29 protein-coding genes and 2 pseudogenes are annotated in these 26,624 nt (G+C 59.4%); 16 read left to right on the top strand and 15 right to left on the bottom strand.

Translation table 11 applies throughout. From position 1 onward, the window contains the following. Nucleotides 1-59: 59 nt before the first annotated feature. On the bottom strand, nucleotides 60-1,868 hold the full coding sequence (locus tag GIW02_RS00510; protein WP_236411784.1) for a monovalent cation:proton antiporter-2 (CPA2) family protein: 1,809 nt from the start codon (nucleotides 1,866-1,868) through the stop codon (nucleotides 60-62). A 52-nt stretch (nucleotides 1,869-1,920) separates the two neighbouring features. Next, nucleotides 1,921-2,814 (bottom strand): EamA family transporter, encoded by an 894-nt coding sequence (locus GIW02_RS00505; RefSeq protein WP_236411783.1) that lies wholly within the window; start codon nucleotides 2,812-2,814, stop codon nucleotides 1,921-1,923. A gap of 123 nt (nucleotides 2,815-2,937) precedes the next feature. Between GIW02_RS00505 and GIW02_RS00500 the strand changes: the two genes are divergently transcribed. The 3 genes from GIW02_RS00500 (at nucleotide 2,938) to GIW02_RS00490 (ending at nucleotide 6,750) form a co-directional block, all read left to right on the top strand. Further along, nucleotides 2,938-3,735: an AraC family transcriptional regulator gene (locus tag GIW02_RS00500; protein ID WP_236411782.1), complete on the top strand. Its 798-nt coding sequence runs from the start codon at nucleotides 2,938-2,940 to the stop codon at nucleotides 3,733-3,735. A 100-nt stretch (nucleotides 3,736-3,835) separates the two neighbouring features. After that, nucleotides 3,836-5,392 (top strand): DUF726 domain-containing protein, encoded by a 1,557-nt coding sequence (locus tag GIW02_RS00495; RefSeq protein WP_236411781.1) that lies wholly within the window; start codon nucleotides 3,836-3,838, stop codon nucleotides 5,390-5,392. 38 nt (nucleotides 5,393-5,430) lie between these two features. Continuing rightward, nucleotides 5,431-6,750, top strand: a complete 1,320-nt coding sequence (locus tag GIW02_RS00490) for an Nramp family divalent metal transporter (RefSeq protein WP_236411780.1) — start codon at nucleotides 5,431-5,433, stop codon at nucleotides 6,748-6,750. Nucleotides 6,751-6,766: 16 nt separating this feature from the next. Here GIW02_RS00490 and GIW02_RS00485 read toward each other — a convergent pair. The 3 genes and pseudogenes from GIW02_RS00485 to GIW02_RS00475 form a co-directional block, all read right to left on the bottom strand. Next, a pseudogene (locus GIW02_RS00485) lies at nucleotides 6,767-7,145 on the bottom strand (type II toxin-antitoxin system VapC family toxin). Beyond that, a complete protein-coding gene (locus tag GIW02_RS27125; protein WP_236411795.1) occupies nucleotides 7,142-7,345 on the bottom strand; it encodes a DUF2281 domain-containing protein in 204 nt (67 codons plus the stop codon). Before GIW02_RS27125 ends, GIW02_RS00485 begins: the two are co-directional and overlap by 4 nt. A 75-nt stretch (nucleotides 7,346-7,420) precedes the next feature. Continuing rightward, nucleotides 7,421-8,353 (bottom strand): LysR family transcriptional regulator, encoded by a 933-nt coding sequence (locus tag GIW02_RS00475; RefSeq protein WP_236411779.1) that lies wholly within the window; start codon nucleotides 8,351-8,353, stop codon nucleotides 7,421-7,423. 117 nt (nucleotides 8,354-8,470) lie between these two features. Between GIW02_RS00475 and GIW02_RS00470 the strand changes: the two genes are divergently transcribed. The 3 genes from GIW02_RS00470 (at nucleotide 8,471) to GIW02_RS00460 (ending at nucleotide 9,676) form a co-directional block, all read left to right on the top strand. Continuing rightward, the gene (locus GIW02_RS00470) at nucleotides 8,471-8,959 is read left to right on the top strand and encodes a DMT family transporter (protein WP_236411778.1); all 489 of its coding nucleotides are present in this window, start codon (nucleotides 8,471-8,473) and stop codon (nucleotides 8,957-8,959) included. Nucleotides 8,960-8,963: 4 nt separating this feature from the next. Further along, the gene (locus tag GIW02_RS00465) at nucleotides 8,964-9,416 is read left to right on the top strand and encodes a DMT family transporter (RefSeq protein ID WP_236411777.1); all 453 of its coding nucleotides are present in this window, start codon (nucleotides 8,964-8,966) and stop codon (nucleotides 9,414-9,416) included. Between the two features lie 89 nt (nucleotides 9,417-9,505). Further along, complete coding sequence (locus GIW02_RS00460) at nucleotides 9,506-9,676, top strand: metallothionein (protein ID WP_101268984.1); 171 nt, start codon at nucleotides 9,506-9,508, stop codon at nucleotides 9,674-9,676. 61 nt (nucleotides 9,677-9,737) lie between these two features. Here the strand turns inward: GIW02_RS00460 and GIW02_RS00455 are convergent, their stop codons facing one another. From GIW02_RS00455 to GIW02_RS00440, 3 genes are all read right to left on the bottom strand, one after another. Next, nucleotides 9,738-10,010, bottom strand: coding sequence for a hypothetical protein (locus GIW02_RS00455; protein ID WP_236411776.1), 273 nt, complete (start codon nucleotides 10,008-10,010; stop codon nucleotides 9,738-9,740). 16 nt (nucleotides 10,011-10,026) lie between these two features. After that, nucleotides 10,027-10,269 (bottom strand): DUF6555 family protein, encoded by a 243-nt coding sequence (locus tag GIW02_RS00450; RefSeq protein WP_101268988.1) that lies wholly within the window; start codon nucleotides 10,267-10,269, stop codon nucleotides 10,027-10,029. A gap of 397 nt (nucleotides 10,270-10,666) precedes the next feature. Next, nucleotides 10,667-12,547: an S-type pyocin domain-containing protein gene (locus GIW02_RS00440; RefSeq protein ID WP_236411774.1), complete on the bottom strand. Its 1,881-nt coding sequence runs from the start codon at nucleotides 12,545-12,547 to the stop codon at nucleotides 10,667-10,669. A 396-nt stretch (nucleotides 12,548-12,943) separates the two neighbouring features. Between GIW02_RS00440 and GIW02_RS00435 the strand changes: the two genes are divergently transcribed. The 3 genes from GIW02_RS00435 to GIW02_RS00425 all read left to right on the top strand — a co-directional run bounded on the left by GIW02_RS00435 (nucleotide 12,944) and on the right by GIW02_RS00425 (nucleotide 14,951). Beyond that, on the top strand, nucleotides 12,944-13,720 hold the full coding sequence (locus GIW02_RS00435; RefSeq protein ID WP_236411773.1) for an AraC family transcriptional regulator: 777 nt from the start codon (nucleotides 12,944-12,946) through the stop codon (nucleotides 13,718-13,720). A 68-nt stretch (nucleotides 13,721-13,788) separates the two neighbouring features. After that, entirely contained in the window at nucleotides 13,789-13,962 is a 174-nt protein-coding gene (locus GIW02_RS00430; RefSeq protein ID WP_236411772.1) for a DUF1427 family protein, read from the top strand. 29 nt (nucleotides 13,963-13,991) lie between these two features. Continuing rightward, nucleotides 13,992-14,951: a quinone oxidoreductase family protein gene (locus tag GIW02_RS00425; protein ID WP_236411771.1), complete on the top strand. Its 960-nt coding sequence runs from the start codon at nucleotides 13,992-13,994 to the stop codon at nucleotides 14,949-14,951. Nucleotides 14,952-15,062: 111 nt separating this feature from the next. On the opposite strand, the gene GIW02_RS00420 is transcribed toward GIW02_RS00425, so the two are convergent. From GIW02_RS00420 to GIW02_RS00410, 3 genes are all read right to left on the bottom strand, one after another. Continuing rightward, nucleotides 15,063-16,091 (bottom strand): purine-nucleoside phosphorylase, encoded by a 1,029-nt coding sequence (locus GIW02_RS00420; RefSeq protein ID WP_236411770.1) that lies wholly within the window; start codon nucleotides 16,089-16,091, stop codon nucleotides 15,063-15,065. A 14-nt stretch (nucleotides 16,092-16,105) separates the two neighbouring features. Beyond that, nucleotides 16,106-17,068 (bottom strand): nucleoside-specific channel-forming protein Tsx, encoded by a 963-nt coding sequence (locus GIW02_RS00415; RefSeq protein WP_236411769.1) that lies wholly within the window; start codon nucleotides 17,066-17,068, stop codon nucleotides 16,106-16,108. 172 nt (nucleotides 17,069-17,240) lie between these two features. Next, nucleotides 17,241-18,161: an AraC family transcriptional regulator gene (locus tag GIW02_RS00410; protein WP_236411768.1), complete on the bottom strand. Its 921-nt coding sequence runs from the start codon at nucleotides 18,159-18,161 to the stop codon at nucleotides 17,241-17,243. 259 nt (nucleotides 18,162-18,420) lie between these two features. Here GIW02_RS00410 and GIW02_RS00405 point away from each other — a divergent pair, with 259 nt between their 5' ends. Next, a complete protein-coding gene (locus GIW02_RS00405; protein WP_236411794.1) occupies nucleotides 18,421-19,680 on the top strand; it encodes an ABC transporter substrate-binding protein in 1,260 nt (419 codons plus the stop codon). A gap of 13 nt (nucleotides 19,681-19,693) precedes the next feature. Then, on the top strand, nucleotides 19,694-20,467 hold the full coding sequence (locus tag GIW02_RS00400) for an L-iditol 2-dehydrogenase (protein WP_236411767.1): 774 nt from the start codon (nucleotides 19,694-19,696) through the stop codon (nucleotides 20,465-20,467). A gap of 48 nt (nucleotides 20,468-20,515) precedes the next feature. Here GIW02_RS00400 and GIW02_RS00395 read toward each other — a convergent pair whose 3' ends face one another. Continuing rightward, nucleotides 20,516-21,208: an NUDIX hydrolase gene (locus GIW02_RS00395; protein ID WP_236411766.1), complete on the bottom strand. Its 693-nt coding sequence runs from the start codon at nucleotides 21,206-21,208 to the stop codon at nucleotides 20,516-20,518. Nucleotides 21,209-21,353: 145 nt separating this feature from the next. On the opposite strand from GIW02_RS00395, the gene GIW02_RS00390 reads away from it, so the two are divergent. Then, complete coding sequence (locus GIW02_RS00390; protein ID WP_236411765.1) at nucleotides 21,354-22,001, top strand: nicotinamidase; 648 nt, start codon at nucleotides 21,354-21,356, stop codon at nucleotides 21,999-22,001. A 386-nt stretch (nucleotides 22,002-22,387) separates the two neighbouring features. Here the strand turns inward: GIW02_RS00390 and GIW02_RS00385 are convergent, their stop codons facing one another. Then, nucleotides 22,388-22,624: a helix-turn-helix domain-containing protein gene (locus GIW02_RS00385; protein ID WP_236411764.1), complete on the bottom strand. Its 237-nt coding sequence runs from the start codon at nucleotides 22,622-22,624 to the stop codon at nucleotides 22,388-22,390. A 92-nt stretch (nucleotides 22,625-22,716) separates the two neighbouring features. Here GIW02_RS00385 and GIW02_RS27120 point away from each other — a divergent pair. Continuing rightward, nucleotides 22,717-23,127, top strand: a pseudogene (locus GIW02_RS27120) (DUF3800 domain-containing protein); the annotation flags it as partial. A 372-nt stretch (nucleotides 23,128-23,499) separates the two neighbouring features. Here GIW02_RS27120 and GIW02_RS27115 read toward each other — a convergent pair. Both GIW02_RS27115 and arsN2 read right to left on the bottom strand, forming a co-directional pair. Further along, complete coding sequence (locus tag GIW02_RS27115) at nucleotides 23,500-23,868, bottom strand: hypothetical protein (RefSeq protein ID WP_456361591.1); 369 nt, start codon at nucleotides 23,866-23,868, stop codon at nucleotides 23,500-23,502. A 72-nt stretch (nucleotides 23,869-23,940) separates the two neighbouring features. Then, complete coding sequence (gene arsN2 / locus GIW02_RS00375; RefSeq protein ID WP_236411762.1) at nucleotides 23,941-24,405, bottom strand: arsenic resistance N-acetyltransferase ArsN2; 465 nt, start codon at nucleotides 24,403-24,405, stop codon at nucleotides 23,941-23,943. Nucleotides 24,406-24,534: 129 nt separating this feature from the next. Here arsN2 and GIW02_RS00370 point away from each other — a divergent pair, with 129 nt between their 5' ends. From GIW02_RS00370 to GIW02_RS00360, 3 genes are read left to right on the top strand one after another with little or no spacing between them, the layout of a single operon-like run. Continuing rightward, nucleotides 24,535-24,957, top strand: coding sequence for an arsenate reductase ArsC (locus tag GIW02_RS00370; RefSeq protein WP_177015390.1), 423 nt, complete (start codon nucleotides 24,535-24,537; stop codon nucleotides 24,955-24,957). Further along, nucleotides 24,954-25,310 (top strand): metalloregulator ArsR/SmtB family transcription factor, encoded by a 357-nt coding sequence (locus GIW02_RS00365; RefSeq protein WP_175385216.1) that lies wholly within the window; start codon nucleotides 24,954-24,956, stop codon nucleotides 25,308-25,310. Before GIW02_RS00370 ends, GIW02_RS00365 begins: the two co-directional genes overlap by 4 nt. Nucleotides 25,311-25,334: 24 nt before the next feature. Beyond that, a complete protein-coding gene (locus GIW02_RS00360; protein ID WP_236411761.1) occupies nucleotides 25,335-26,618 on the top strand; it encodes an arsenic transporter in 1,284 nt (427 codons plus the stop codon). Nucleotides 26,619-26,624: the final 6 nt, after the last annotated feature.

Genomic DNA, 26,624 nt, shown 5'->3' with positions numbered 1-26,624 from the left:
GATGAACGAAATTGCGGCGTATTCTGTCAGAAAAATCGCAATATCGTTCATCCATGGCCTCACGCTTTGTCGGACTCTTCCTCGAGTCGATCCATCTCGAACAGCCGTGCCAGTTCCGCACGGGCTTCCTGAGCGGTTTGCATCACCTTGGCGGCGTCGTCGTAGACCGCGTGTTGCGCGGCGAGTAGCTGCAAGTCGTGATTTTTGAAGCGGGTGATACGCGCGTCGGCCTGGGCCTGGCTCAACCCGAGGCCCACCAGGGTGCGGCGGCTCATCTCCAGGCTGGAGTAGAACGTTTCGCGAACCGGCGATGCGTCGAGGTCCACCAGGCGGTGCACATGCTGACGGTTACGGGCGCGGGCGATGATCTTCATGTGCGGGTAGAGGCTGCGCACCAACTCGGCAGTCTTGATGTTGATCTCCGGGTCGTCCATGGCGATGACGAAGAACTCCGCCTGGTCGACCTTGGCGGCATGCAGGATTTCGGGGCGCTGCGGGTCCCCGTAGAACACCGGCATGCCGCCGAAACTGCGGGTCAGCTCGATGGTTTCCACCGAGGTATCGAGGGCGATAAACGAGATGTTCTGCGCGCGCAGGATACGCGCCACGATCTGGCCCATACGGCCCATGCCGGCAATCACCACGCGCGGCGCATCGCTTTCGATAGCGCGGTATTCCTCGGGCACTTCCACCGGTTTGACCTTGGGCTTGAACAGCTTGGGGCACACCAACAGCAGCAGCGGCGTCACGGCCATGGACAGGGTGATGGTCAGCACCAGGATGTCGTAGAGGTGCGGCTCGAACAGGCCCTGATCGCGGCCGATTTTGAACACCACAAACGCGAACTCACCGCCAGCCGCCAGCACTACACCGAGGCGCAGCGCGCTTTCGCGATTGAGGTCCCCGACCCTGCGGCCGACGGCGTACAGCAGCGGCAGCTTCAAACCGATCAACAGCAAGGTCAGGCCGATCACGATCAACGGCGAGCTGACCAACAGGCTGAGGTTGGCGCCCATGCCCACGCTGATGAAGAACAACCCCAGCAGCAGGCCCTTGAAGGGTTCGATCTGCGATTCCAGTTCGTGGCGGTACTCCGAGTCCGCCAGCAGTAGGCCGGCGAGGAAAGCGCCGAGGGCCATGGACACACCCACCAACTCCATCAACCAGGCCGTGCCAATCACCACCAGCAACGCGGTGGCGGTGGAGACTTCGCGCAGGCCGGTCTTGGCGACGATGCGAAACACCGGCCGCAACAGGTAGCGCCCGCCAATGATCACCACGGCGATGCTGCCGAGGATCTGCAGCACGTGTTGCAGGCCTTGCGCCTCGGTAGTCGGGTGATCGCTGCCGGCCAGCAGCGGCACCAGGGCGATCAGCGGGATCGCGGCGATGTCCTGGAACAACAGGATGGCAAACGCCAGCCGCCCGTGGGGCTGGTTAAGCTCCTTGCGTTCGGCCAGGCTTTGCAGGCCAAACGCAGTAGACGACAGCGCCAGCCCCAGGCCCAGCACGATTGCGCTGTTCCAGGGTTGGCCAAATAGCCACAACGCCACGACGCCCATCACCAGGCCGGTAAGCAGCACCTGCGCCAGGCCGACACCAAACACCGCCTTGCGCATCACCCATAGACGCTTGGGCGACAGCTCCAGGCCGATGATAAACAGCAACAGCACCACGCCCAGCTCCGAAAACTGCGCGACGCTTTGCGGGTTGCCGATCAGGCCCAACACCGACGGGCCGATAATCACACCGGCGAACAGATAGCCGAGCACCGCGCCCAACTGCAGGCGCTTGGCCAGGGGCACGGTCAGCACGGCGGCGAGCAGGAACACCACGGCTGCTTGTAACAGGTTGCCTTCATGGGGCATTGCGAACTCCAGGATCTATAAAGCAATCAACAGGAGCGTATTAGAGCGCTTTTTACACCTCGATAATTGTGTTTTTGAGGGGCGTTCTTTCGTCCGGCTTGCGATACAGCCCCACGGCCAGCCCGGCGATGATGATCCCGATCGAAATCAGGTTCGGCGTGGAAATACGCTCGCCGATAATCAGCATCGAACTGCTGATGCCGAACACCGGAATCAACAGCGACAGCGGCGCCACGGTCGACACCGGGTACAGCTTGAGCAGCGAGTTCCAGCCCCAGTAGGCAAAGTGCGTGGCCAGGTACACCTGGAACAGGATGGACAGGCTCGCCGTCCAATCGAGGCTTGTGTACAGGCCTGCGAACGCGGCGCTGCCGTGCATCAGCCAAGCGGTAAGAAACAGCGGAATCGGTGGGATCAGGCTGGCCCACACCATGAAGGCGAAGATCTCCTTGACCGCGGATTTCTTGATGATCACGTTGCCCACGCTCCAGGCCACCGCGCTGAGTACGATCAGCATGACCCCCAGCACCGCATGGTTGCCGTCCTGGGTGGAGATGATCCCTGCCAGGCCGATCAGGGCCAGCAGCGCACCGAGCTTCTGCGCGCCACGGATCTTTTCCTTGAACAGCACAAAGCCCCAGCCCATGGTGAAAAACACGCTGAGTTGGATGATCAATGAGGCGATGCCCGGGCTCACGCCCACCTGGATTCCGTAGTTGATCACGCCCCACATGCCCAATCCGAAGATAAAGCCGTAGGCGGCTACATAGCGCAATTTCACGGCCGGGCGCTTGATGAAGAACACCAGCGGCAAGGCGGCGAGGGCGAAGCGGATGCCCGTCAGTACGAACGGGTCGATTGCGCGCAGGCCCAGTTTGGTGATGGGGAAATTCACGCCCCACACCAGGGTGACGAGCACGGCGAGTAATACATGTTTTTTCAGCATGGGAGCCTTCCTTGATGTCGCGAATACCCCATCGACATAAAGCACGCTGGGGGCGCAGCGATTCTAGTGGTCGCGCTGATGGCCCGCTTGCTATGTCAGGTCGTACTTTGACAAAATCGGGCCATGTCGCCGATCCCTGCCTTTTTGCCCTATCAACCCAACAGCGCTGACGCGGTGGTGACGCTGCGCGAGTACGCGTCGGGCACCGTGTTTGCCCGGCACACCCACCGCCGTGGGCAATTCGCCTACGCCGCCACCGGCGCGCTGACAATGTTCACCGACCTGGGCAATTGGGTGGTGCCGCCACAACGCGCGATCTGGGTACCGGGCGGGGTGGCGCACGAGATGCAGATGCGCGGTGATGTGGTGATGCTCAATACCTACCTCAACGAGGACGCGGCGCGGCGTGCGGGGTTGCACAAGCGTTGCCAGGTGTTCGGCGTATCGCCATTGCTGCGGCACCTGCTGGAGGCCGCGCTGGCCATCGAGCCATCCGCTTCGCCCAGTGAGCGCGAGCGCTGCGTGCTGACCCTGCTGATCGATGAAATCGGCGCCATGCCCGAGCTGCCGCTCAGTGCGCCGCTGCCGTGCGAGTCGCGTTTGGCGCGGGCCTGTCAGCGCTTTATGGACGCGCCCACGCAGAAAATCTCCATCGGCGAGATGGCGGATTGGTCGAGTATGAGCCGGCGCACCTTTACGCGTAACTTCCGTGAGTGCACCGGCATGACGTTTGTGGCGTGGCGCCAGCAGGTCTGCCTGTTGGAGGCCACCGCGCGACTCAGCCAGGGGGCCTCGATCACCGACGTGGCGTTCGCATTGGGCTTCAGCAGTTCCAGCGCCTTCACCTCGGTGTTTCGCCGCAACCTGGGGGATTCACCGGCGCGCTACCTGGCCAAGTCGAAGGCGACGTCGATGTTCTGAAGGACGCGACAGTTCGCCAGGCGCATTTACCCAGCGGTACGGCGTTGCGCGTTGTCCTTTGTTACTATCGCCGTCCATCGTTACCAGGAGTCACCGGCCCATGCAGCACCAGTGGGATGAAATGCACCGCACCCGCAAGCCCACGTTCCTGTTGTGTGGCGAGCCTCAGGGGGATGTGCTCAATCTCTATGTGCACGGTTACTCGGCGTTCTTCAACCGCCAACAACTCGGTAGCTTCAAGGCACAGCTGGCGGGTATCGAAGGCTCGACCAACCTGATGCTGTTCTGGCCGGCGGGGCACTTCCTGGAGAACCTGTTCGCGCCCTTCAAGGATGTGATCGGCGCGATGCTCGGCGGCGGCAGCCTGGGCGCGGCGACGGTGGGGGTGGGCAAGGCGATTGCGTATTTCCTCGATCACTACAAAAGCGTCGAGGCCCGTGTAGACGAAGTGGCCAGGAGCCTGCTGCCGGAACTCGCCGCTTACCTGCACGGTGAGTCACTGCAGGTGCGGCGCATCAACTTGATTGGCCACTCCCTGGGCGCGCGGATTCTGGTCAAGAGCCTACTGGCCAACCCGCAGACCGCGCGCGAGCTGCCCCTGGACAACCTGCTGTTGATGGGCGGCGCTATCTGCACCTCCAGCCCTTGGGATGAAGTGTCGGCGCCGCTCAAGGGGCGGGTCATCAACTGCCACTCCAGCAAGGACTGGGCGCTGGCCATGAAGCCCGACACCGAGCGCTGCATCGGTCGATACGCGATCCCGCTGACCCCGGCGCTCAAGGCCAAGGTCACCAATGTGCACTTGGCCACCTTCGATCACGCTGCCTATTGGCCGCAACTGCAGACCGTGGTGCAGTACACCGACCTGCTGCACGAGCGGCGCGGCCTGATCCGCACCGATCAGCGCAGCAGCGAAGTGCGCTTCGCCGAAGAGGATGCGGAGCTGTTCCCGGCGCTGGTGCAGGCGCGGCCGGAGGAGTTGCGGTTTCTCGCTGAGTTGATGGCGCAAAAGCGCAGCGCATCGATCGACGCCACCGTGCGCGAGCCGCTCAAGCTGGCAATCGAATTGCAGCGCATGGGCGGCGATACGTTTATGAACCTGGCCCGTGGCCATGGCGTCAGTTACCGCCAGATTGCCGAGGATGTAGCGCAGCGCCTGGACATCAAGTTTGCCGAGCCGCTGGCAACCGTGGCGCTGGCTGACCTGGAAGCCCAGGTCGCGCAAACACTCATCGAGCAGTACAAGGACAAGCTCAGCAATGCCGACCGGCAGGTATTCGACGCTGAGCTCAAGGCGGCCGCGCAAAAAGAGCAGGGTGTGTTCAACCGCATCAATGTCGGCCGCTCCGCCACCACCGCCTTGAGCGGTACGGCATTGGCCGGGCTGACCGGGTTTATCCTGCGCCGTGGCGCGGCGACGGCGATCCCGGTGGTGGGGCAGGCGCTGGCGGCTGCCATGCTGCTGGTGACTGGGGTGCGTGCGTTTTCCGGCCCGGCGTATTCGATCACGACCCTGGCGGTGCTGGTGGTCGGGGTGATTCGCCAGCGCATGGAGCGTGAGGCGCTGAACCAGGAGATGGACCTGGTGGTGCAAGTGGTGGAGGCGTTTGACTTGCCGCGGGACACGGTGATGCGCACGGTTGCGTCCGACTGCTAAGCTGCGCGCCTGTCTAGTGTGTTTGCCTGGGATGCCGCGTGAAATTCAGCCTGCCAAAAATTGCTACCGCCCCCTTCTGCCCGCCGGAAGTGGCCGGCTCTGTCGCCGTTGACCCCAAGGCTTCCTTTTTCAAGCGCGTGCTGATGTTCGCCGGGCCCGGGCTGCTGATTTCCATCGGCTACATGGACCCCGGTAACTGGGCGACCGCCATCGAAGCCGGGTCGCGCTATGGCTACAGCCTGTTGTTCGTGGTGTTGCTGGCCAGCCTGGCGGGGATGGCCGTGCAGTGCCTGTGCTCGCGGCTGGGCATTGCTACCGGCAAGGACTTGGCGCAACTGTGTCGCGAGCGCTACAGCCGGCGCTCGGCGCGGACCCAGTGGGTGCTGGCGGAAATCTCCATCATTGCCACCGACCTCGCCGAAGTGCTCGGCTGCGCCCTGGCGTTTCATTTGCTGCTGGGGGTGTCGTTGACCACCGGTATCGTCATCACCGCCTTTGACACCTTGCTGATCCTGGCCTTGCAAAACCGGGGCTTTCGCCGCCTGGAGGCGATCATGCTGGCGCTGGTGGCAACCATCGGCGTGTGTTTCTTCATCGAGCTGGTGCTGATCAAACCCTATTGGCCGGACGTGTTCAGCGGCTTCACGCCGTCACTGTCGGCCATCAGCGATGCCGCGCCGCTGTACCTGGCCATCGGCATCCTCGGTGCCACAGTGATGCCGCACAACCTTTATCTGCACAGTTCAATCGTGCAAACCCGGCTGATCGGCAAAGACCTCGCCAGCAAACAGGACGCGGTCAAGCTGGCGCGTATCGACACCATCGGCTCCCTGGCCCTGGCGCTGCTGGTCAACGCCGCGATCCTGGTTCTCGCCGCCGCCGCTTTCCACAAGACCGGTCACACCGACGTGGTCGAGATCCAGGACGCCTATCACCTGCTTGACCCGTTGGTGGGCGGCGCATTTGCCAGCATCCTGTTCGGTGTTGCCTTGCTGGCCTCCGGACAAAGCTCGACCTTTACCGGCACCATCGCCGGTCAGGTGATTATGGAGGGCTACCTCAATTTGCGTATCCCTTGCTGGCAACGTCGCCTGATCACCCGGGGCTTGGCGCTGATCCCGGCGTTTCTCGGGGTGTGGCTGATGGGCGACGACGCCATCGGCAAGCTGCTGATCCTCAGCCAGGTGGTGCTCAGCCTGCAATTGCCGTTTGCGCTGTACCCGTTGATCCGCATGACCGGCGATAAGCAACTGATGGGGCCGTTCGTCAACCGCCTGCCTACTCGGGTGTTGGCGTGGTTTCTGTTTGCCGTGATCAGCGGGGCGAATGCGTGGTTGATTGGGCAGTGGGTGTTTTGATCGAAGTCGGGCGGGACTAAACAAGGATCGCCAAGGAAGTGTAGCGGGCGACCTGTTGATCAGTGGTCAATAACTTCATCGGTTCGCTCATGGCTGTTGCAACAATGAGCCGGCCGAAAGGGGCTTTGTGAGGGTGTTCGAGGTCTTTTAGCGCAATCGCGTGTTCTGAGGTGAGGGGCAGTTCGACGAATCCGCTGTCCAGGCAGTACTCACGGATTTCATCCAGGTCGACGGTGAGTCTTCCCAGACCGATCTTGATTGCCATCTCCCAAAATGTGGCAGCGCTGATGTAAATTTCCGCTGCATTCTCAATCAGCTTTTTTGCTTTATTGGATAACCGGGGGGTCATCAGTGAGTACCCATAGCAGGATATGGGTATCCAACAGCACTCTCATGAAGGACTGCCTTCGAAGGTAGCCAATAGATCGTCAGGTAAGGCGGCGTCAAAGTCTTCAGGGATGAAGAGCTTCCCTTTCATTGCACCCATTCGCCGACCTTTGGATTTACCCACGGGTACGGTAATCATGTGGCTTTCCCCATATTTTGGCCAAAAATAGCCAAAACTAGGCGAGCTATCAAAGAGTGGTCGACAGATGCAGGGATACTGGCCAGTAAAATCAGAACGGGCCTACTTTTTCGAGAAGGAAAATTCCTCAAAAAGTCTGGGCAATCATCGATCCCAATACGGCACGACCCCGAAACACTCCACAAAGTAATCAATCACCGTGCGCACCTTCAACGACAGGCGCCGGCTGCCGGGCCATAGCGCGGCAATCTGCTGCGGTTCCAGGGTTGTCGCCACTTCGTAGTCGGTCAGCACCGCCTGCAAGGTGCCTGCGCGGAGGCCTTCTCCGATCAGCCAGGACGGAAAAACCACCAGCCCAAGACCCTGTTCGGCGGCGTGGGTAAGGGTGTCGGCGTGGTTGCCGGTGATGGGGCCTTTGACGCTGTAGGGCTTCCAGTCGCCCTGATCACGGCGGAAGAACCAGCGTTGCTGCCCCGTGATGCCTTTGTAGGCCAGGCACTGGTGGTTGATCAGTTCGTCGGGGTGCTGCGGTGTGCCATGCCGGGCCAGGTAGGCCGGGCTGGCGGCCAGGCGAAAGCGCTGGGGGGCAAAAATGCGCGCCTGCATGCTGGAGTCGTTGAGCACGCCAATGCGGAACATCAGGTCGGTGCCGTCCTGCAGGGGGTCGACGTACGTGTCGGTCTGCTGGATATCCAATTGCAGCTTGGGATAGCGCCGGCACAATTCGCCCAGCCACGGCGACAGGTGACGCTGGCCGAACACCATCGGTGCGTTGATGCGCACCAGGCCGGTGGGTTCGCTTTCCTGTTCCTGCAGGGCCTGGCCAGCGGCTTCCAGTTGCTCGAGCATCAGGCGCGCATGCCGCCCGAGCAGGCGCCCCGCCTCGGTGGGGCTGACCGCGCGGGTGTGGCGATAGAGCAGCTGCTGGCCGAGGGCCTGTTCCATCAGCTGGATTTGCCGGGAGATCGAGGAGGGCGCGAGGCCCTCGCGGCGCGCCACTTGGGAAAAGCTGCCGTAGTCCAGCACCGCGACGAACAGGCGCAGCGCCTTGAAACTCAGTTCATTCAAACCCTGCATCGTGGCCTCGTGCTGTGCGTAATGCGCAAAGGTGTTGTACGCATGCTCCCATTTATCGCACAGGACAGCCACCGGATAATGCGCGCCATGTTTCCTTTCTTGACGCGCAGGTGATGTATGCAGGCCAGTTCCATCGAGGGTGTAGCGCAGGCTACGCCGAAAAAAAACCTTCTACGGTTGTTGTTGCTGCCGCTGGTGATCATGGCCGGCATGGGGCTGTCGGTGGAAGCCGGCTTGCTCGGGCCGCTGGGTGTCCAGGTTGGGCATTTGTGGGCGACCCTGAGCATTTTTGGCGTCGGCTCGGCGATCCTGTTTTTGCTGCTGCTGTTCAGCGGCCCGCAAAAGGGCCCGGCGTTGACCGACCTGCCGCGCTGGCAGCTGATCGGCGGCTTTTTGGGGCCGATGTATGTGGTGGTACTGACCCTCGCCACACCGCATATCGGCATTGCGATGACCATGATCGCGATCTTGTCCGGCCAGGTCGGCAAGAGCGTGTTGATCGACCATTTCGGCTGGTTCGGCACGGCGCGTAAACGCGTGAATGGCGAGCGCTGGATTGCCCTGGCGCTGATTGTGGCGGCGCTGGTTCTGATTGCACGAGGGTAAGGTGATGAATCTGATTCTGTTATTGGTGGTAGTGGTTGCGGCGGGCGCGGTACTCAGTGTGCAAGCGGCAATCAATGGTCGGCTGGGCCAGACGGTGGGTGTGCTGCGCAGCAGCCTGGTGACCTTTGCGGTCGGCGCCCTGGTCACTGCGCTGCTTATTTTCTTCTTCGAACCGGCCCAGGCTGTGAGCCTGCTGGAAGTGCCCAAGTGGCAACTGACCGGCGCCCTGTTCGGCGTGGTGTACATGATGGTCATGGTCGGCGCGGTGCCGGTGGTGGGCACTGCCGTTGCCACTGTTGCGGTGATCACCGGGCAGTTGGGCATGGGCATGCTGATCGATAACTTCGGCTGGCTGGGCAACCCGGCCATCGAGCTGTCTGGCAGCCGGATTCTGGCAATGGTGTGTCTGGCGGTGGCGCTGGTGTTCATGTACCGCAGCAATACGCGTAGCCAATGATGGTTTGAACCATCGACGGCGGGCCGCAGTCACTGCATAAGGTGCCGGCGCCCGCCGCACCGGGACGACCATGAAGAAGGAGTCTGAGCATGCCCGATAAAACCTGTGCCTGCCCACATTGCAAATGTGTGCTGGGTGTTGATGCGGTGATGAAGGACGGTAAAGGCTATTGCTGCCAGGGATGCGCCGAGCACCATGCGCACGGCGAGCCCTGTGCGGCGGCCACCGGCTGTGAGTGCGCCAAGTCAGCTCATGGCTAAATGTGGCAGAAGATGTGGGAGGGGGCATTTGCCCTCCCACAGTTGACCTGTCCGGTTTGGGCTATTGGGTTTCCAGCTCGAGCCGCAGGCTGTGGTCCGACAGGTGTTGACGGTCTTTGACCACACCGCCTGTGCGTCGCCCCTCCAGCGCAAACACCACGGTTTGCGCGTCATGCAAATCGTCCGGCAGTGGCTGGAACACCTTGAGCACCAGCCAACCGGGCTTATGTTGCAAGCTCACGTGGCATTGCGCGTGCTTGGCCAGTGGCCCGAACAGCGTGTCCTGGATGTAGTCAATGCGCGCCTTGCCATTGACTTGCGCGGGTAAAACCATCGGTATCTCTCCTTGATCAAGCCTGAGCGCGCGCATCCGAGCGGCGCCATTGCACGTTGGTGATGCCGTACCTTTCGGCCTGTTCCTGGCTGGTCTTTTTCACCTGTTCACGGGCGAAACGGCCGATACGGCCCACGCCAGCGTCGCAGCTTGCCCAGTGCCAGGCTTCAGCCGCGTCGAGCTTCTCCAGGCGGATGATGAATGACTTGGGTTCGCCCTGTAGGGTGTAGTCGATCACGAACAGTTTTGCGTTATTCATTGGCCCATCGATCCTGGTGGTCTAAAGCTAATGATTCCGGCGGGCGCTAAAAATTCACTCCGATGGTTGAGCGGTGCCGAGAAATTGCCCAGCCTCAGCTGGACTGTCTTTCATAACGGCGTTACACATTATTCAAAGGAGTATTTCTGCTCGATAACGAAGGCAGGCTCTTTCCAGTTGGGGCCTCTTTTTATAATGCCTGCACTTCGTTCAATCAGTCCTTCTTGTGTCATGTGATCAACGAGTACTAAAAGCTCAAGATTGTTATGGATGTTAACCCAGTTGTTTCTGTTGTAGAGGCCGTCGAGTCTGGGGTAGGAAATGCCGCACTCGTTTTTTGTTAGAAATAGAATGACGTCCCTAGGGGTCTCAGCTTGTATGATTGTCTCAATAGCGCTCATTTATTTTGCCTCTCAACCTGTGCATTATCAGCTTCCACTGCTTCAGGTGTGTACAGTAAATTAAAGTTGTCGACTAACTTGAAATCCTCTAGCGTAGCCGAATGAGTGTTATTCCAGATCGAATCATCATCTGGCTGTGCTCCGTCCGCGACGCCCAGAACCCTATACCGTTCCAGCTCCCTTAATTCATGAGTATAAAACCGTTTATCAGTGTCGGTCATAAACACTTTGCCCCCCAGGATCTGCTCCAGTCGGCCAATCATTACTGCATTTGCATCAGAGGGTCCAAATCTTCCCGTGTGCAACTTGACCAAGTCAATGCCTTTGCGAGTGACCGACGTGGTTCTCCAGTCAAGTTGCTGAATGGGCCCTCCTGCTTTGTCTGGGTTGTACAGGCGTCCACTGTGCACGCCTCTGGTTGTTGCACCTTCATACGGGCTGCTGAACACCGCATAAATCGCAGGCAAGCCAGCGTCTACCGGATAAACGTAAATGGCATCCCTGAAATCTACCGGAATAGCAGGAAATGAATCAGCTCTGCCCCCAGTAGGCGTCAGCGTAATACCTGTATACGTCGGTCCTTTAGCGGGTTGCGTAGGCGTTGCCGTTGAACTGTTACCCGGTGTTGCAATCGGAAACGTCAACGTGATGGGCGGGGTGTCCGTACTGACATAGGTGTAGGCGTCAGCTACTGGATCGAAAGACAGCGCTCTAACCGGCACTTGGGCAGATACGCCAGCTGTGATCTGTGTCGCCACTACTGAGTATTTAGAAGGATCGCCAAGAATTCGATACGGCATATCCACCGTGCCACCGGCAGCGGCCACACCCAGCAAGTTTTCAGGTAAATCAGGTGCCAGATCCTTGGCGGGCAGGTTGAGCAGCGTTACAGGTAACTCTCCATTGCCAAGTGAGGGCGAATACGTGAGAAGCCCGATTCCCGCCGCTGAGGTGACGCTGATAGCTGTGCCCGCTGCGACTTTGAGTGCCCGGATTGCAGCCTGTATGGCCGCTTCCAAGGTGATGCGTGACCCAGCGCTAATCGTAATGACGCCGCCTGCCGCACTGAGCTGGGTCTTACTTGCTGCTGGAAGCCGGAACGTGTGAGCGGCATTCAGCGCTTGGGCCTGGGCGGCGGTGCGCGCCTTTTCCGCGGCGATAACCAGGGCTTCGAGTTTGCGGATTTCGGCTCTCGTAGCCGCGATTTCTTGACTGACTTCAGCGTGCTGGCCTCGGATATAAAGCAATACGTTACGGACAGACAAATTAAATTGATTTACAAAACTGGCAACGAGTTCTGCAGAGGGCTTCTGCGTGTAGTTGTCCTTGAGCAGGGCGTCACGTTGAGCAACCGTATTGATCACTTTTTCAAGCGTGAACTTGCTGCCGCCGGGTCCCGGAAAGGTTGCGGTTGTACGGTAGGGGTAGCGACTTGGGTTTTGCAGGAAATTCCATTCTTTTGTACTTTCAATGAATGCCAGTATCTTTTTCTGCGAGTCACGTTTCAGTAGCGCTTTTTTCTTCTCCATCTGCGCCGTGAAGACCGAATACAGCCTGTACTCCAAAGGTGCATTTTTGGCCATTTCAGCCAGTCTCTGTTTTGCGAGTTGCGCATCTTCGTCCGTGAGCTTTTTTTGTTGTTCGATGATAGTTTCCAGGCTGGTTTTTTCAGTCTGTGTAATACGCGAAATACTGGCAATTACCTCGTGATTGCTAATGTTCGATTGATTGATAATAAGGTCTTTCAGCCCTTGGCCGAATTCACTCGTACTGGATGGCATTTTCCAGCCTGATGGAAGATGTACATAATTTCCCCCGATGACCGATGCGGGTAATGGGGTGGGCTGAGGCCCGATATAAACCGGCCCAATAGTCATGGGTCCGCCTGGTACTGACATAGTGTTCTCCCGAGTAAAGTATTCACACCTCGGAGGGCGAGGGTGAAGCCTGTTGAAATGGAGGCCAGAATCTGAGCCTTCCTGCTTCCGTGCCATGTCATTCCTCAGCACCGGCGATGCTTGAAGAGCAAGTTGCAAGGCGCACGAAAACTGTATTTCCGTACAGATCCCGCGCGCTATAAACACATGCATTCATGCATAAACATGCGACCAATGGTATTTGTTCGCATTTGCGATTTTGGGCCGCACTGATTCGTTGAGGGCGTCTCCTGCCGCGCGTCACATGAACCGCTTGCCATGAAATACAGCCCGCTGTGTTTCCACCGCCAGCCCCTCCAACTACTATGGCGCCTCACCCGCGAATGAAGTGCCACCATGGCCCTGGCTGCGCCCCCCGACCTCAGTGATCACGCCGTCCCGGTACAACCTCTGGCGCGTACTTATCCGCGCGGGTGGTACGTTGAGCCTCATTGCCATGACTGGGGCCAGTTGCTCTACGCCATGAGCGGCGTGATGTGGGTCGAGACGTCCGAGGAAGCCCTGGTAGTGCCGCCCCAGCGTGCGGTGTGGCTGCCGCCGGGGGTGGAGCATGGGATTCGTGTGGTGTCGGATCTGCAGATGCGCAATATCTACCTGCGCCCGGCGCTGGCGGCGACGCTGGACGGCCAAGTGCAGGTCATCGAGGTCGGCGGGTTGCTGCGCGAGCTGATTGTGACGCTGGTAGAGCAGGGCGAGAGCGTTGAGGCAGGCTATTACGACGCGGTGGTTGGCCTGGCCTTGCTGGAACTGCAGCGCGCCCGGCGTTCGCAGATCCGCATCGCTATGCCGGTGGGCGCCGACCGGCGCCTGATCAATGCGTGTCAAGCGGTGATGGCCGCGCCGTCCCTGGCCATCCCGTTCGAGCAGCATGCCGAAACCGCCGGTGCCAGCGTGCGCACCTTGGCGCGGTTGTTCCAGAACAATCTGGGTATGGGCTTCGCCGAATGGCGCCGCCAGGTGCAATTGGCCACGGCGGCGGCTGAGTTGATCCAGGGCCAGTCCGTCAGTGCCATAGCGCGCGCCCTCGGCTACTCGCCGAGCAGTTTCAGCGACATGTTCCGCCGCGAACTGGGGATGGCGCCATCGCAGTATGCAGCTTGGCCGAAATCCTGAAGGACTTGGCCGATGCTTCAGGGTTGGGCTCTCTACACTGAGCGCATCAATCAATCAGGCGCCCACCCATGAACTATCTGATCTCCCTGGCCATCGGCCTGTTTGTCGGCTTGATCTATGGCGCCCTGGATTTCCGCTCGCCCGCGCCGCCCGCCATCGCCCTGGTGGGCCTGATGGGCATGTTGCTGGGCGAGCAGCTGTGGCCCATGGGGCGGCAGCTGGTCAGTGGTTGGTTGTCCTGATTGCCTTTCCCTTCGATGGATACTGCCCCATGAAAGCCCTGCAATTTTCCGCCACTGGCGACCTTAACACCCTGCGCTTTGTCGACGTCGCCACCCCGGTGCCGGCGGCCGATGAGGTACTGGTACAGATCAAGGCCGCAGGCCTCAACCCCAGCGACGTAAAGAACGTGCTCGGCCGCTTCCCCTACACCACCTTGCCGCGCATTCCCGGCCGGGACTTTGCTGGCGTGGTGGTGCAAGGCCCGCAGGCGCTGGTGGGCCAGGAGGTCTGGGGCACCGGTCGCGACCTGGGGTTTTTCGCCGACGGTTCCCACGCGCAGTACCTCACCGTGTCGGCCAAGGGCGTGGCGCGTAAACCCAGCCACCTGAGTTTCGCCCAAGCCGCCAGCCTGGGCGTGCCATACACCACCGCGTGGGATGCGCTGGAGCGCAGCGGGGTGGGCAAAGGCACGCGGTTGCTGGTGATTGGCGCCAATGGCGCCGTAGGCAGCGCGACGTTGGCCTTGGCGAAAGTTCGCGGTGCCGAGGTGCTGGCGGCGGTACGCCGGGCCGATCAGGTGGAGGTGTTGCAAGCGCAAGGGTTCAGCGCGATTGCCCTGGGCGAGCCGCACGCACTGGGCACGCAGGTGAACGCGGTGTTCAAGGGCGGCGCCGATGTGATCTTCGACACCACGGGTTTCTGGCTGCCGGCTGCGGTGGCAGGCTTGGCGCCGTTCGGTCGCATCGCGATCATTGCCGCACCGGTGGACGGCCACGTGCAACTTCCTGCCCTGGCGCTTTACCGTAAGGGTGGCTCGGTGGTGGGGATCAATTCGTTGCTCTATAACTGCGAGCAGTGCGCGGTGATGCTGGAGCAGTTCGGGCGCTTCTTCGATGAAGGCCTGCTGCCGTTGCCCAGCGGCCTGCGCGAAGTGCCGCTGGCCGAGGGCGTGCAGTGCTTTGAAGAGGTGAATCAGGGCAGTGCGGACAAGATCATTTTCCTGCCCTGACACAGCTCTAATGTGGGAGGGGGCTTGCTCCCGATTGCGGTATATCAGTCAGCTCATCTGTAACTGATCCACCGCCATCGGGAGCAAGCCCCCTCCCACATTTGATCTTTACTAGGCCTCGGGAACGCCGTTTTCCCAGGCCGACCAGTTCTTCAGAATCGCCTGTACCAGCGGGTTCCCCGTGCGGTACAGGTTCTCCAGTGCGGGTACAAAACCGCCTTGGTCGGCATATTTGAGCAGATTGTCGACCTCGCTGTAGCCAGGGTACGGCCGGTCGAAATCGGAACCGGCGCGCACCACCGCCAGGCGCTGGATGTCTACCAGACCCTCACGGCTGGCGCGCAGCAAGGCCTCGTAGGTGGAGTTGTCTTCCTGCTGGGTGGTGCAGTACTCGCCTTTGTTGTCCGTCAGCAGCTTGGTCCAGACTTCGGCGCGCTCGCTCAGGCGGGTGCCGGAGAACCAGGTGTTGCCCGCCAGGGTGTCGCAGCGGGTGACTTGCGGCGGCTGGTTGGCCGGTGCGGCAGGGTAGTGTTTGCGCCAGGCGCTGGACTCCTTGCTTTCCGTCAGCTCGACCTTCTGCGACAGGGCAAACGCCTTGGCTTGCAGCTTGGGGTTCAGCTCGAACACTTCGGTTTTGTAGTCCAGCGGCGGTTTCTCGTTGGGCCCCTTGGTGTTGATACCGATATAGCCGGTCGGCCAATCCTTGGGCGCGTCGCGCGAATCCAGCTCCCATTGGGTGCCGAATTCCACCAGGTAATGGGCCCAGGCGGCGGTGCCGATGGTGCCGTGCTTGGGGCTGATACCGGCAATCCCGGCGATCAGGAAGTAGCTGTGGCGCAGGTCGAACTTGGGCGACAACGCCAGGGCCAGGGTGGACGCGGCGGCGTTGGTCTGGCCCATGCCGGTGACCAGCAGGCACACGTCCTGGGTGTTGCAACGAATCACCGGGTACTCGGCGGACAGCCCTGGCACGCGCACTTCCTGCTTGAGCTCCAGGCGGTCGATCCAGGTTTGTGCCTCGGGGGCGAACATGGTGATCAGCATCACTTTGGGTTTGATCGGCGCAGGCGTGTCCGCCAGCACCACGTGGGGCAGCAGGGCCAGGCCGACAGCCATCGACAGACGAGTGAACACTTTCATCTAAAACTCCTTGATCAGAATTGATAGCCCACGCCGGCGTAGTAACCCCAGCCGTCAGAGCGGGCGCGGAAGTTGCCCTCGCCGAAGTTCAGCTCACTGCCATCCTCCCAGTTGCCGCCGTTATGGAAGTAACGGCCAACCAGGGTGAAACGCAGGTGAGTAAACGAGTACAACAGCACGTTGGTGGCCACCAGGGAATTGGCGGTGCGCGCCGGGTTGTCCTTGTGCAGGTCGGAGCCGAAATCGTAGTTGGTGAACCCGATATAGGTCAGCGAGGCGCCGTTGTCGAAGCTGCTGATGGGCACGATGTATTTCATCTGCGCGCGGTAGCCGTCCCACGAGTATTCATTACTGGCACCGTAGTTTTCCCACTGGTAGCGCCCGTAGAAGTTGGCCGACAGGTTGACCCGCGAGTGAGTGTCGATATCCGTGCCGAGGCCGCTGTACAGGGTGTTGGCGCGGTTGGCCTTGTTGCTGCCGTGGTCGTAGATCCAGTCGAACGCGACGTACCATTCCTTGAACGGGCCGATGGCCAGGCTGCGGCCGGCCAGGTAGTCGATGGAGATACGCGGTTCATGTTCCATGAATACCGGCGAGCCGTGGTCCCAGACGCCTTTGTCATTGCTGTTGCCGATGGTGAGGATCTTGGGCACGTCGATATAGCCGTACAGCTCGAAGGGGCCTTTGCGGCCGAAATATTCATATTCCAGGTAGACGTCATCCTGGGGTTTGGGGCCGAAACTGATGTCTTTGCTGCCGATGAGGGTCAGGTCCTGGTTGAACCAGTCCGACCAGTACGGGCCTTTTTTCGCCGGGTTGGCTTCAGCGTTGTTGGTTTGCGGGCTAAGGGCTTCGCCCTGTGCTGAGTCATCGGCGGGTTTTTGCTGCGCCAAAATGGGTGTGCTGAGTACTCCCGTAACGGCCGCCAGTAGCAAGGAAACACCCAGGGAAGCAGGACGCCTTGAGGTGGTGTGCATTGAAAATCCCTATTCGTACGCGGTTTGAACCCTATTCTCAGGGTAGCGATGAACTTGGCTGCCAAGTTCGTAGCGCAAACGTTTGCACGTGGCGTACCAACTTTGCTCAAAGGGTTGAGCTGTATGGAAAAAACCCGGATTAGTCGACCTTTTGGTCAAAATTGCCTGGGTGTCATTTGTTCGAGGCGATGAACCGATGCAGGTCGCTATCGCGCCGATATTCGCTGGGCGTCTGGTTCATCTCGATCCGAAAATGCCGGTTGAAATTGGACAGGTTGGCGTAGCCCACTTCAAAGCAGATGTCCGCCACCGACATCTCGCTTTGCAGCAACAGCCGGCAGGCACGCTGCACGCGGAACTTGCGCATCAGGTCGATAAACCCGTGGCCGGTGTTGCGCTTGAAGAAGCGCGAGAAGCCCGGTTCGCTCATGTCCAGCTGTCGTGCGATCTCCGACAGGCGCACGTCCCCCGTCAGCTCGCGCATCAAGTAGTCGAAGGCCCGGTTGATGCGTTCGGCGCTGCGTGCATCCAGGGTCGGTGCGTAGCAAGGGCTGGCCAGCGATTTTACCTGCTGGCGCGGGGCACGCTTGAGGGTGTCGAGCAATTGCAGGAACAGGATCAGCCGTTGCAGGCCCTGGGCGCTGCCGATGGCTTCCATCAGCCGTGCCGCCTCTACGGCGGTGTTGCCGGTGAACTCCAGGCCGCGTCGGGCCTGTTCGAACAAGGTGTGCAAGTCGCCGAGTTCCGGCAGGGTTTTGCGCAGGGCGAGGAGGGCGGCGCCGTCGAACTGCAGCACCACATCGCGGCCACTCAGGTATTCATCCGGGGCCAGCTCGCCGATCCAGTCGTGGGGCAGGTCGGGGCCGATCAGCGCGACATGCCCGGCACTGAACGCGCCGATATAGTCGCCCGCCACCAACTTGCCGCTGCCCTGGCGGATCAGGTGGATCTCGAACTCGGGGTGGTGGTTCCAGCGCGCCAACGCATACGGATAGTCGTGTTCGAACCAGCGAAAACAATGCTCCGGCTCGGGCAGGATCACTTCCAGCTCGGCAGGCCGGTGCTCGAACAGGGTGGCGCGGTCGACGGGCATGGGGCTGCCTCTTGTGTGTTGGTTCTCGCCAAAATACGCGCCTAAGGCGTGCCTGCGCTAGCCCAGGTTTTGTCCGCCACTGATACTTTTTTGATCCTGGCGTGGCGGTTAAAAAAGTACCAGTCGAGCATTCGCCAAGCGTTTGTGAGGGCGTGGCCGAGATGCTGTAATCGACGCTCAACAACAAAAACAACAGGTGGAAACCGCCATGCTCAAGCTCCCACACGCATTGTTCCTGCTGTCCGGCCTGGTGCTGGGCATGCCCAGCCACGCCGCCGACACTGTAACCATCGCCACGGTCAACAACAGCGACATGATCCGCATGCAGCGCCTGTCCAAGGTGTTCGAGCAGCAGCACCCGGACATCAAGCTCAACTGGGTAGTGCTCGAAGAAAACGTGCTGCGCCAACGCCTGACCACCGACATCGCCACTCAGGGCGGCCAGTTTGACGTGCTCACTATCGGCACCTACGAGACCCCGCTGTGGGGCGCCAAACATTGGCTGGAACCGCTGACCCAGTTGCCGGCCGATTACGACGCCGACGATATCTTCCCTTCGGTGCGCCAGGGTCTGTCGGTCAACGGTACTTTGTATGCCTTGCCGTTTTACGGTGAAAGCACGGTTACCTACTACCGCACCGACCTGTTCAAGCAAGCTGGCTTGAGCATGCCCTCGCACCCGACCTGGACCCAACTCGGCGAGTTTGCCGCCAAGCTCACGGCCAAGGACAAAGACCAGTACGGCATCTGCCTGCGCGGCAAGGCCGGCTGGGGTGAGAACATCGCGCTGCTGAGCACCATGGCCAATGCCTTCGGCGCGCGCTGGTTCGACGAGCAATGGAAGCCGGAACTGACCAGCCCCGAATGGACCGCAGCGGCCAACTTCTACGTTAACACCCTCAAGCAGTACGGCCCGCCGGGCGTCTCCAGTAACGGCTTCAACGAAACCCTGGCGCTGTTCAACAGCGGCAAGTGTGCGATCTGGGTCGACGCCAGCGTCGCCGGCTCGTTCACCACCGACAAGACCCAAAGCAAGGTCGCCGACAGCGTGGGGTTTGCCGCCGCCCCGACCGAAGTCACGGACAAGGGGTCGTCCTGGCTCTACGCCTGGTCACTGGCGATCCCGGCCACCTCCAAACACAAGGACGCGGCCAAGGCCTTTATCGCCTGGGCGACGTCCAAGGACTACATCCAACTGGTCGCCGACAAGGAGGGCATCACCAATGTTCCGCCGGGCACGCGCCAATCCACCTACAACGAGGCCTACCTCAACGCAGCGCCGTTTGCGCAGGTAACCCTGGAAATGATGAAGCACGCCGACCCTGCGCACCCTTCGGCCAAGCCGGTGCCGTATGTGGGCATCCAGTACGTGACCATCCCCGAGTTCCAGGCTATCGGCACGTCCGTGGGCAAGCTGTTTTCGGCGGCGCTCACCGGCGGCATGACGGTTGACCAGGCGTTGCTCCAGGCACAGTCGACCACCGAACGCGAAATGAAACGCGCCGGCTACCCAAAATAAACAGGACTTCCCCATGAAACGACTCGAAGGTAAAAGCGCGCTGATCACCGGATCGGCGCGCGGCATCGGTCGCGCCTTTGCCCAGGCCTACATCGCTGAAGGCGCAACCGTTGCCATCGCCGATATCAACCTGCAACGGGCCCAGGCCACCGCTGCCGAGTTGGGCCCCCAGGCCTATGCGGTGGAGATGGACGTCACCGACCAGGCCTCCATCGACGCTGCGATTGCCGCGGTGGTCGCCCAGGCCGGCAAGCTCGATATCCTGATCAACAATGCCGCTTTGTTTGACCTGGCGCCCATCGTCGACATCACCCGCGACAGCTATGAGCGGCTGTTTTCGATCAACGTCGCCGGCACGCTGTTTACCCTGCAGGCGGCGGCGCGGCAGATGATCAGCCAGGGCCAGGGCGGCAAGATCATCAACATGGCCAGCCAGGCCGGGCGGCGGGGCGAGCCGCTGGTGGCGATCTACTGTGCGACCAAGGCGGCGGTGATCAGCCTGACGCAATCGGCGGGGTTGAACCTGATCAAGCAGGGGATCAACGTGAATGCCATCGCGCCGGGCGTGGTGGATGGCGAGCATTGGGATGGGGTGGATGCGCTGTTTGCCAAACACGAAGGGCTGCAGCCCGGTGAGAAGAAGAAGCGGGTAGGGGCCGAGGTGCCCTATGGGCGGATGGGAACGGCGGAGGATTTGACTGGGATGGCGATCTTTCTGGCTTCGAAAGACGCGGACTATGTGGTGGCGCAGACCTACAACGTCGATGGCGGCAACTGGATGAACTAAGCCGTACGCCCCTCCCACATTTGACCGTTGTTGTTCCTGGAATAAGGGCTACTCGGCAAAACTGCGATCAAAGAAATACACCGCTCCAGGCTTCAGGTTCTGCACCGTCGCCTGGGGCCGGCCGCCTTCACCGTTCTTCTTGCGCCCGGTCTCGCGCAAATACCCCGCCTCAGTCAGCTTCAACAACCGCTGGCGAATGCTGGTCTTGAGCACCGGCCGCTCCAGCACCAGGGAAAAGATCGTGGTCGCTTCCGGCGCGCTGAATTCATCGCCCAGGAACAACAGCGGCAAACTGCTGTACAGCGATTTGGACAGCAGGCGTTCCTGCACCGCGGCCACAATGCTGTTGTGGTCGAACGGCAACTTGATACTGCCATCTGCCAGCGCCTTCAGCGCAAACCAAGCCTGATGCTCGCCCAGGCTCACCTCATCCGCGACGATCGCCAGGTAATACGTGGACGATGACCAGCACCGTGGGTCGCGAAACGCATCCCCCACTGTGCCCACTTGCTCGCTCCAGGCCAGGGGCAGGCCGACCTTGTCGCTGGCGCGCAGGCGCTCAACGGCGTCCTTGAGGCTCAGGTCTTGCACGTCGCCATTGACCACCACACCCGGTAAAGCCCAATGCCCGGCGAACGGCTCGGCTTCGCGTTTGTTCAGCAGCAATTGCAGTTCCCCGCGCGCGCGGCAGTAAAACAACACGCACAGGTCGACGGTGTGGAGGTAGGGGCTGAGTGGCATGTGGCGTCCTTCTGAGCAGCAGGGGGCACAGTCTAACGGATCGAACAGCTATGTCATGTACGAGCATCAGCATAGATAACTAAATGTTTCTTGCTATGAAAGTACATGACGTGTACTTTTGTTTCCAGGCCACAGGAGAACCGCCATGACCCTCGCGAAAACCGCCATTGCTTCATTCGACGTCGACGCCCAGAAGAGCTTCACGCCGCTGTGCCCCAACGAATTGCCGGTGGTTGGCGGCGACCAGATCGGTGGCGAACTCAATTACATGGCCAGCCTCGCCGGCCACCGCATCGGCAGCAAGGATGCCCACACCCCGCACGCGCCGTGGGTGGTCGCGCAGCACAGCGACATGCTGCAACCCACCGGCCTGGCGCACGCCGATGTCACCTGGGTCAGCCACTGCGTGCCGGGCACCGAGGGGTTCACGTTGCTCGACGAGTTGCCCACACCTTATGACTACGACCACTTCATCTGGAAAGGCGTCGAACCCGACCTGCACCCCTACGGCGCCTGCTACCACGACCTGCACGACAAACTCTCGACCGGTGTGATCGAGTACCTGAAAACCCACGGCGTGACCCGCGTGATCGTCGGCGGCCTGGCGCTGGACTACTGCGTTAAGACCACCGCGTTGCAACTGCTCAAGGCCGGCCTGGAAGTGATCCTGCACCTGCCGGCGTGCCGCGGCATCAGCGAGGAAGGCAGCGTGCAGGCCGTGAATGAGTTGCTCAAGGCCGGTGCTGTCATCAGCAGTACCCGCGAAGAACTGGCCGCGATGGCCACGCGTTAAGGAGACACACCATGGAAAGTGCCTACGACTACGAAACCCCGGTGATCCAGGGCTTGCTCGACACCGACATGTACACCCGTGAGAGGGCCCAAAAATTGACATAAAAAAACTATAAATAACAATAAGTTAAGGGTGGTAGCAGCTGTCCATCTTTTTCCAAGAAAATGGACAGGGCAGGCAAGATCTCAACATTGATAGGGGAGAATCGTGGTGCCTGACACGCCACGTCTCTGAGTAAATCCAGACGTTGATGGCCCTTTTGGATCTAACTCGATCCTATTGCCAGAAAGCGTGGTCTCTGGATGGAGGCTGACGCGAGTACCGATCCACAATGCAAGATTCTCAGTTAGCTAATTTCCCAAGTTGATGCATTCACCGCACCAGCCTTAATCTTTAAGCGTTCGATGCCACAACCGCCGCAATGTAGATTCAGGCAGCCCTAGCTGTCTCGCTGCCTCACTCTGGCTAAGCCCTTTCGTCTTAAGCTCCTGCACGGCCAACCATTTCCTCTGAGCCTCCAACTCTCGAGGCGGATTGATGGCTTTCGGTTCGGTTGGAAGCGGTCTATCTGCCAGCCCTAGCGCCTCAGCCTCAGCTAGCGACGCCAGAAGAACTTCGCGCATTGAGCGTTTTTCATGGGATGCAACAGTAAGTGCCAGCAGTGTGATCGGCTCTACGTTCAGCGCTAAAGGGAGGAAGCTCGGGCTTTTTCATCGTGTGCTCCATTCTGGTGGCAGAGAAAGACCTGGAAGTTGCTTATGCCCAAGCTGAAGCACTCCGCATGCGTCATTTTCAAACAGGTGAGATCAAATCCAGCAATCTGAAGCCCAAAAATTCAGATCGCCGTGCCCGAATCCTCAACGAGCTAGCTGAGCTGCCATTCAAGCTCTATTTCACCGTCGTTGATAAGTCCAGAATTCACAAAGACGGCGGCCTCCGTATCAAGACCTCGTTCATAAAATACGTGAACGGGTTGCTCTATGAACGTTTGTTCCGCGCATACCCTGACCTCCAGATGATCGTAGACGAGCATGGTGGCCAGGAATTTCATCAGAGCCTCAAAAGCTACGTTGCAGAACGATTCGTGGACGACCTATTTGGCGATAAGGATGCCTTCCAGACGATGGCCAGTAAGGACAACGTTTTGGTTCAGGTTGCAGATTTTTTCGCTGGTTCAGTCGCTCAGATCTACGAAGAGAAAGCTTCGGAAGAAGCAGTTCTTGCCTACAAGAAAATCCTCCGCAGCCTGACTCTTGGAATGCTTGAGTGGCCATCCAAGTACCAGTCTCTTCTGCCACCGCCTACGAATGAGTCTGGATATGCTGACTACCAGGTACACCAGGAGGCTCTCCGCCAGGCCGACCGTTTTAGCGAGCGGGTTGACGTATCAATGTCGGAATTCCCGGACTCATCCACGAAGGCATATGTTCTGTCCATGAGCTTGCTCCATCAACAGCGTACTGAGCGCGGTGGGTCGCCCAATGGCAAGGTGGCGAACTTAGTTCGTCGCAGTGGTACTGCCTGGAGCGGGGCCTTCGCTGAACGTGTAGTTGATGACCACGTCATTTCGGATCAAGACGTCGAGAGTTTTCTGAGTGCCCGTAGTCGTCACCTTCATGGTGACCACGTAGCTTTGGGCATGGGCTGAGCCATTGGTGTAGGTGTAGATCCACTTTTCGTCAGTCTCGCTGACAGCACTCTTGGCGTAGGGCTCACCAAACAGGGACTTCAACTCAGTAGTCGTCGTTTTGCCTTTGGTGATGCTCGTTACACTGGCTGACGGAAAGTCTCGTCCTGCGGTGTAGTGGGACGTAGCGCAACCGCCTAGTGCGACACAGATCCCCATTACTGCGATGAGCTTTTTCATATCCTTCCTTGATCGTAGAAAGCTCCAAATCTAGCTGGCATCGAGGCTAAAAGCCATCATCAAGGTGATCAGCTACTTTCGTGCATTCGCAGATAAGGCCTTGCACATGTAGCAAGCCGATCCAGGGCAAAGCCCCCTGAACTGCTCCGTCTGAGAAATCAGAGGCGGCGCAGAATCTCGTTGATTTACTGCATAGCCCTGTTGTTCAAAAAAGCCTGAAGCAGTTGTTGTCAGCAAATGAAATCGAGCGATTCCCTGCTCGGCGGCTTTCGCTTCAATGACCCGAAGCACCGCGACACCGACCCTCTTCGATCTGAATGTCGACACTACGACCAGAGAACGCAACAACCCGTCCGTACCATGCGTTTCGAATCCTCCCCATGCGACCGTCTCACTGTCCAGTGTGAACTCAAAAAAGGTTCGGCCTGGAAGATCAACATCGTCTGCTGGAAGTTCAGCAGATTTCAGTGCATCGCGAAAGCGCTGCGACTGCCCTCCGGCTATTTCCGTTGCCTGGATCATCATCTCCTTGCCCATCCCCTTATCTCCTTTGTGCCGCTTTGTAGGAACTGTCACGGCTCAAGCCGAAGCAGCAGCCATCATATTCGCTTTACCGAATATTCGCCAAAGCGTATATTCGATTTTCCATATGCATCGAGTTCCACCATGAGCCCTGCTATCAAAGTGCTTTTCGTGTGCGTTGCCAACTCAGCCCGCTCCCTGCTTGCAGAGGCTTTGCTGCGGCACACCGACCCGCGCTTCGAGGCCTTCAGTGCAGGATCTGAACCGTCTGAGGTTGATCCGCGCACCACTCAGGCATTGGAGGCAGTTGGAGTCGATGCAACGGGCCTGCGCAGCAAGTCCCTCAGCGAGTTTCAAGCTGATCGATTCGATTACGTAATCACTCTTTGTGATAAATCCGCAAGCGAGTGCCTACCAATGCCCAGTGCAGGTGAAGTCATTGCCTGGGATTTTCCTGACCCAGTAACTAGCGATGATCCTGGCGCATTTCGCCATACGCTCCACGACATCCACGAGCGCATCAAGCTCTTCGTTTTGGTCAAGACCAAACACCTGGAGGATCTATGACAGAACCCATGAACCCCACCACCTTATTCAAGTGCCTGGCGGATGACACCCGAGCAAAAATTTCGCTGCTTGTCGTGAGTGAAGGTGAGCTGTGTGTATGCGAGCTAACGGCAGCACTCGACCTGAGTCAGCCTAAGATTTCTCGTCATCTGGCCCTGCTGCGCTCTGCCGGTTTGCTTTTGGATCGTCGCCAAGGCCAGTGGGTGTATTACCGCCTGAATCCTGATTTACCCGCGTGGGTGACTGCAGTTTTGAAGGAAGTGGTAGACGCCAATCAGCAATGGCTGGAAACCGAGGCTAAGCGCCTCTGCGGCATGAACGACCGTCCGATCAACCAAACCGTGTGTAGCTGAGTCACGCCTAACCGGATTAATGAAATGCTGATTGCCGTATTGATCTTTATCGCCACCATCGTCCTTGTCATCTGGCAACCCAAGGGGCTTGGGGTTGGCTGGAGTGCGATGTTCGGTGCCATCGTGGCGTTGCTGGCAGGTGTCGTTACCCTTGCCGACATACCAGAGGTTTGGCGCATTGTCTGGAATGCCACTGGGACTTTCATCGCGGTCATCATCATTAGTCTGCTGCTTGATGAGGCAGGTTTTTTCAAGTGGGCTGCGCTGCATGTGGCCCGATGGGGAGGAGGGAGCACGCGCAAGCTGTTCGCATTTATCGTCCTGTTGGGCGCAGCGGTGTCGGCCCTGTTCGCCAATGACGGAGCAGCATTGATCCTCACACCCATTGTGATCGCGATGTTGCTGGCGTTGCGTTTTTCTCCTGCGGCTACGTTGGCATTCGTCATGGCAGCCGGTTTTATCGCTGATACGGCGAGCTTACCGCTGGTGGTTTCCAACCTGGTAAACATCGTTTCTGCCGACTACTTCGATATCGGCTTCAACGAATATGCTTCGATCATGGTGCCGGTAAACATCGTCAGCGTGGCGGCGACATTAGCCATGCTGCTGTGGTTTTTCCGCAAAGATCTACCAAAGACCTATGACCTCAACCAACTGGACAATCCGGACGAGGCGATCCACGACCGGGCCACTTTTGTAGCCGGTTGGTGGGTGCTGGCACTACTGCTGATCGGCTTCTTTGTCATTGAGCCATTGGGGGTGCCAATCAGCGCCATTGCAGCGGTCTGTGCATTCATTCTTTACGTCATCGCGGCTCGTGGTCACGCCATCAACACAAGCAAGGTGCTCAAAGAGGCGCCATGGCAGGTGGTGATTTTTTCTTTGGGTATGTACCTGGTTGTTTATGGCCTGAAGAACGCCGGCCTGACCGACCACATCGCGCAGATCCTGAACGTGTTCGCCGGTTATGGCGTTTGGGGCGCGTCCCTTGGTACAGGGCTGCTGACAGCGTTGCTGTCTTCGATCATGAACAACATGCCCACCGTTCTGGTAGGCGCCTTATCCATTCATGCCGCCGAAGTCGATGGTGTTGTCCAGCAAGCGATGGTTTACGCCAACCTCATCGGCTGCGACCTGGGCCCGAAGATCACCCCAATTGGGAGCTTGGCAACTCTGTTGTGGCTGCACGTGCTCGCCCGGAAAAATATAACGATCAGTTGGGGTTACTACTTCAAGACCGGGATCGTGCTGACCGTGCCCATCCTCGTCGCCACATTGTCCGCTCTGGCACTGCGCCTCAGTTTTTGAATCAAG

The organism is Pseudomonas syringae, assembly GCF_021606685.1.
Taxonomy (GTDB): Bacteria; Pseudomonadota; Gammaproteobacteria; order Pseudomonadales; family Pseudomonadaceae; genus Aquipseudomonas; species Aquipseudomonas syringae_R.
The sequence above is the reverse complement of the archived record's forward strand: the minus strand, read 5'-3'. Positions and strand labels throughout refer to the sequence as shown.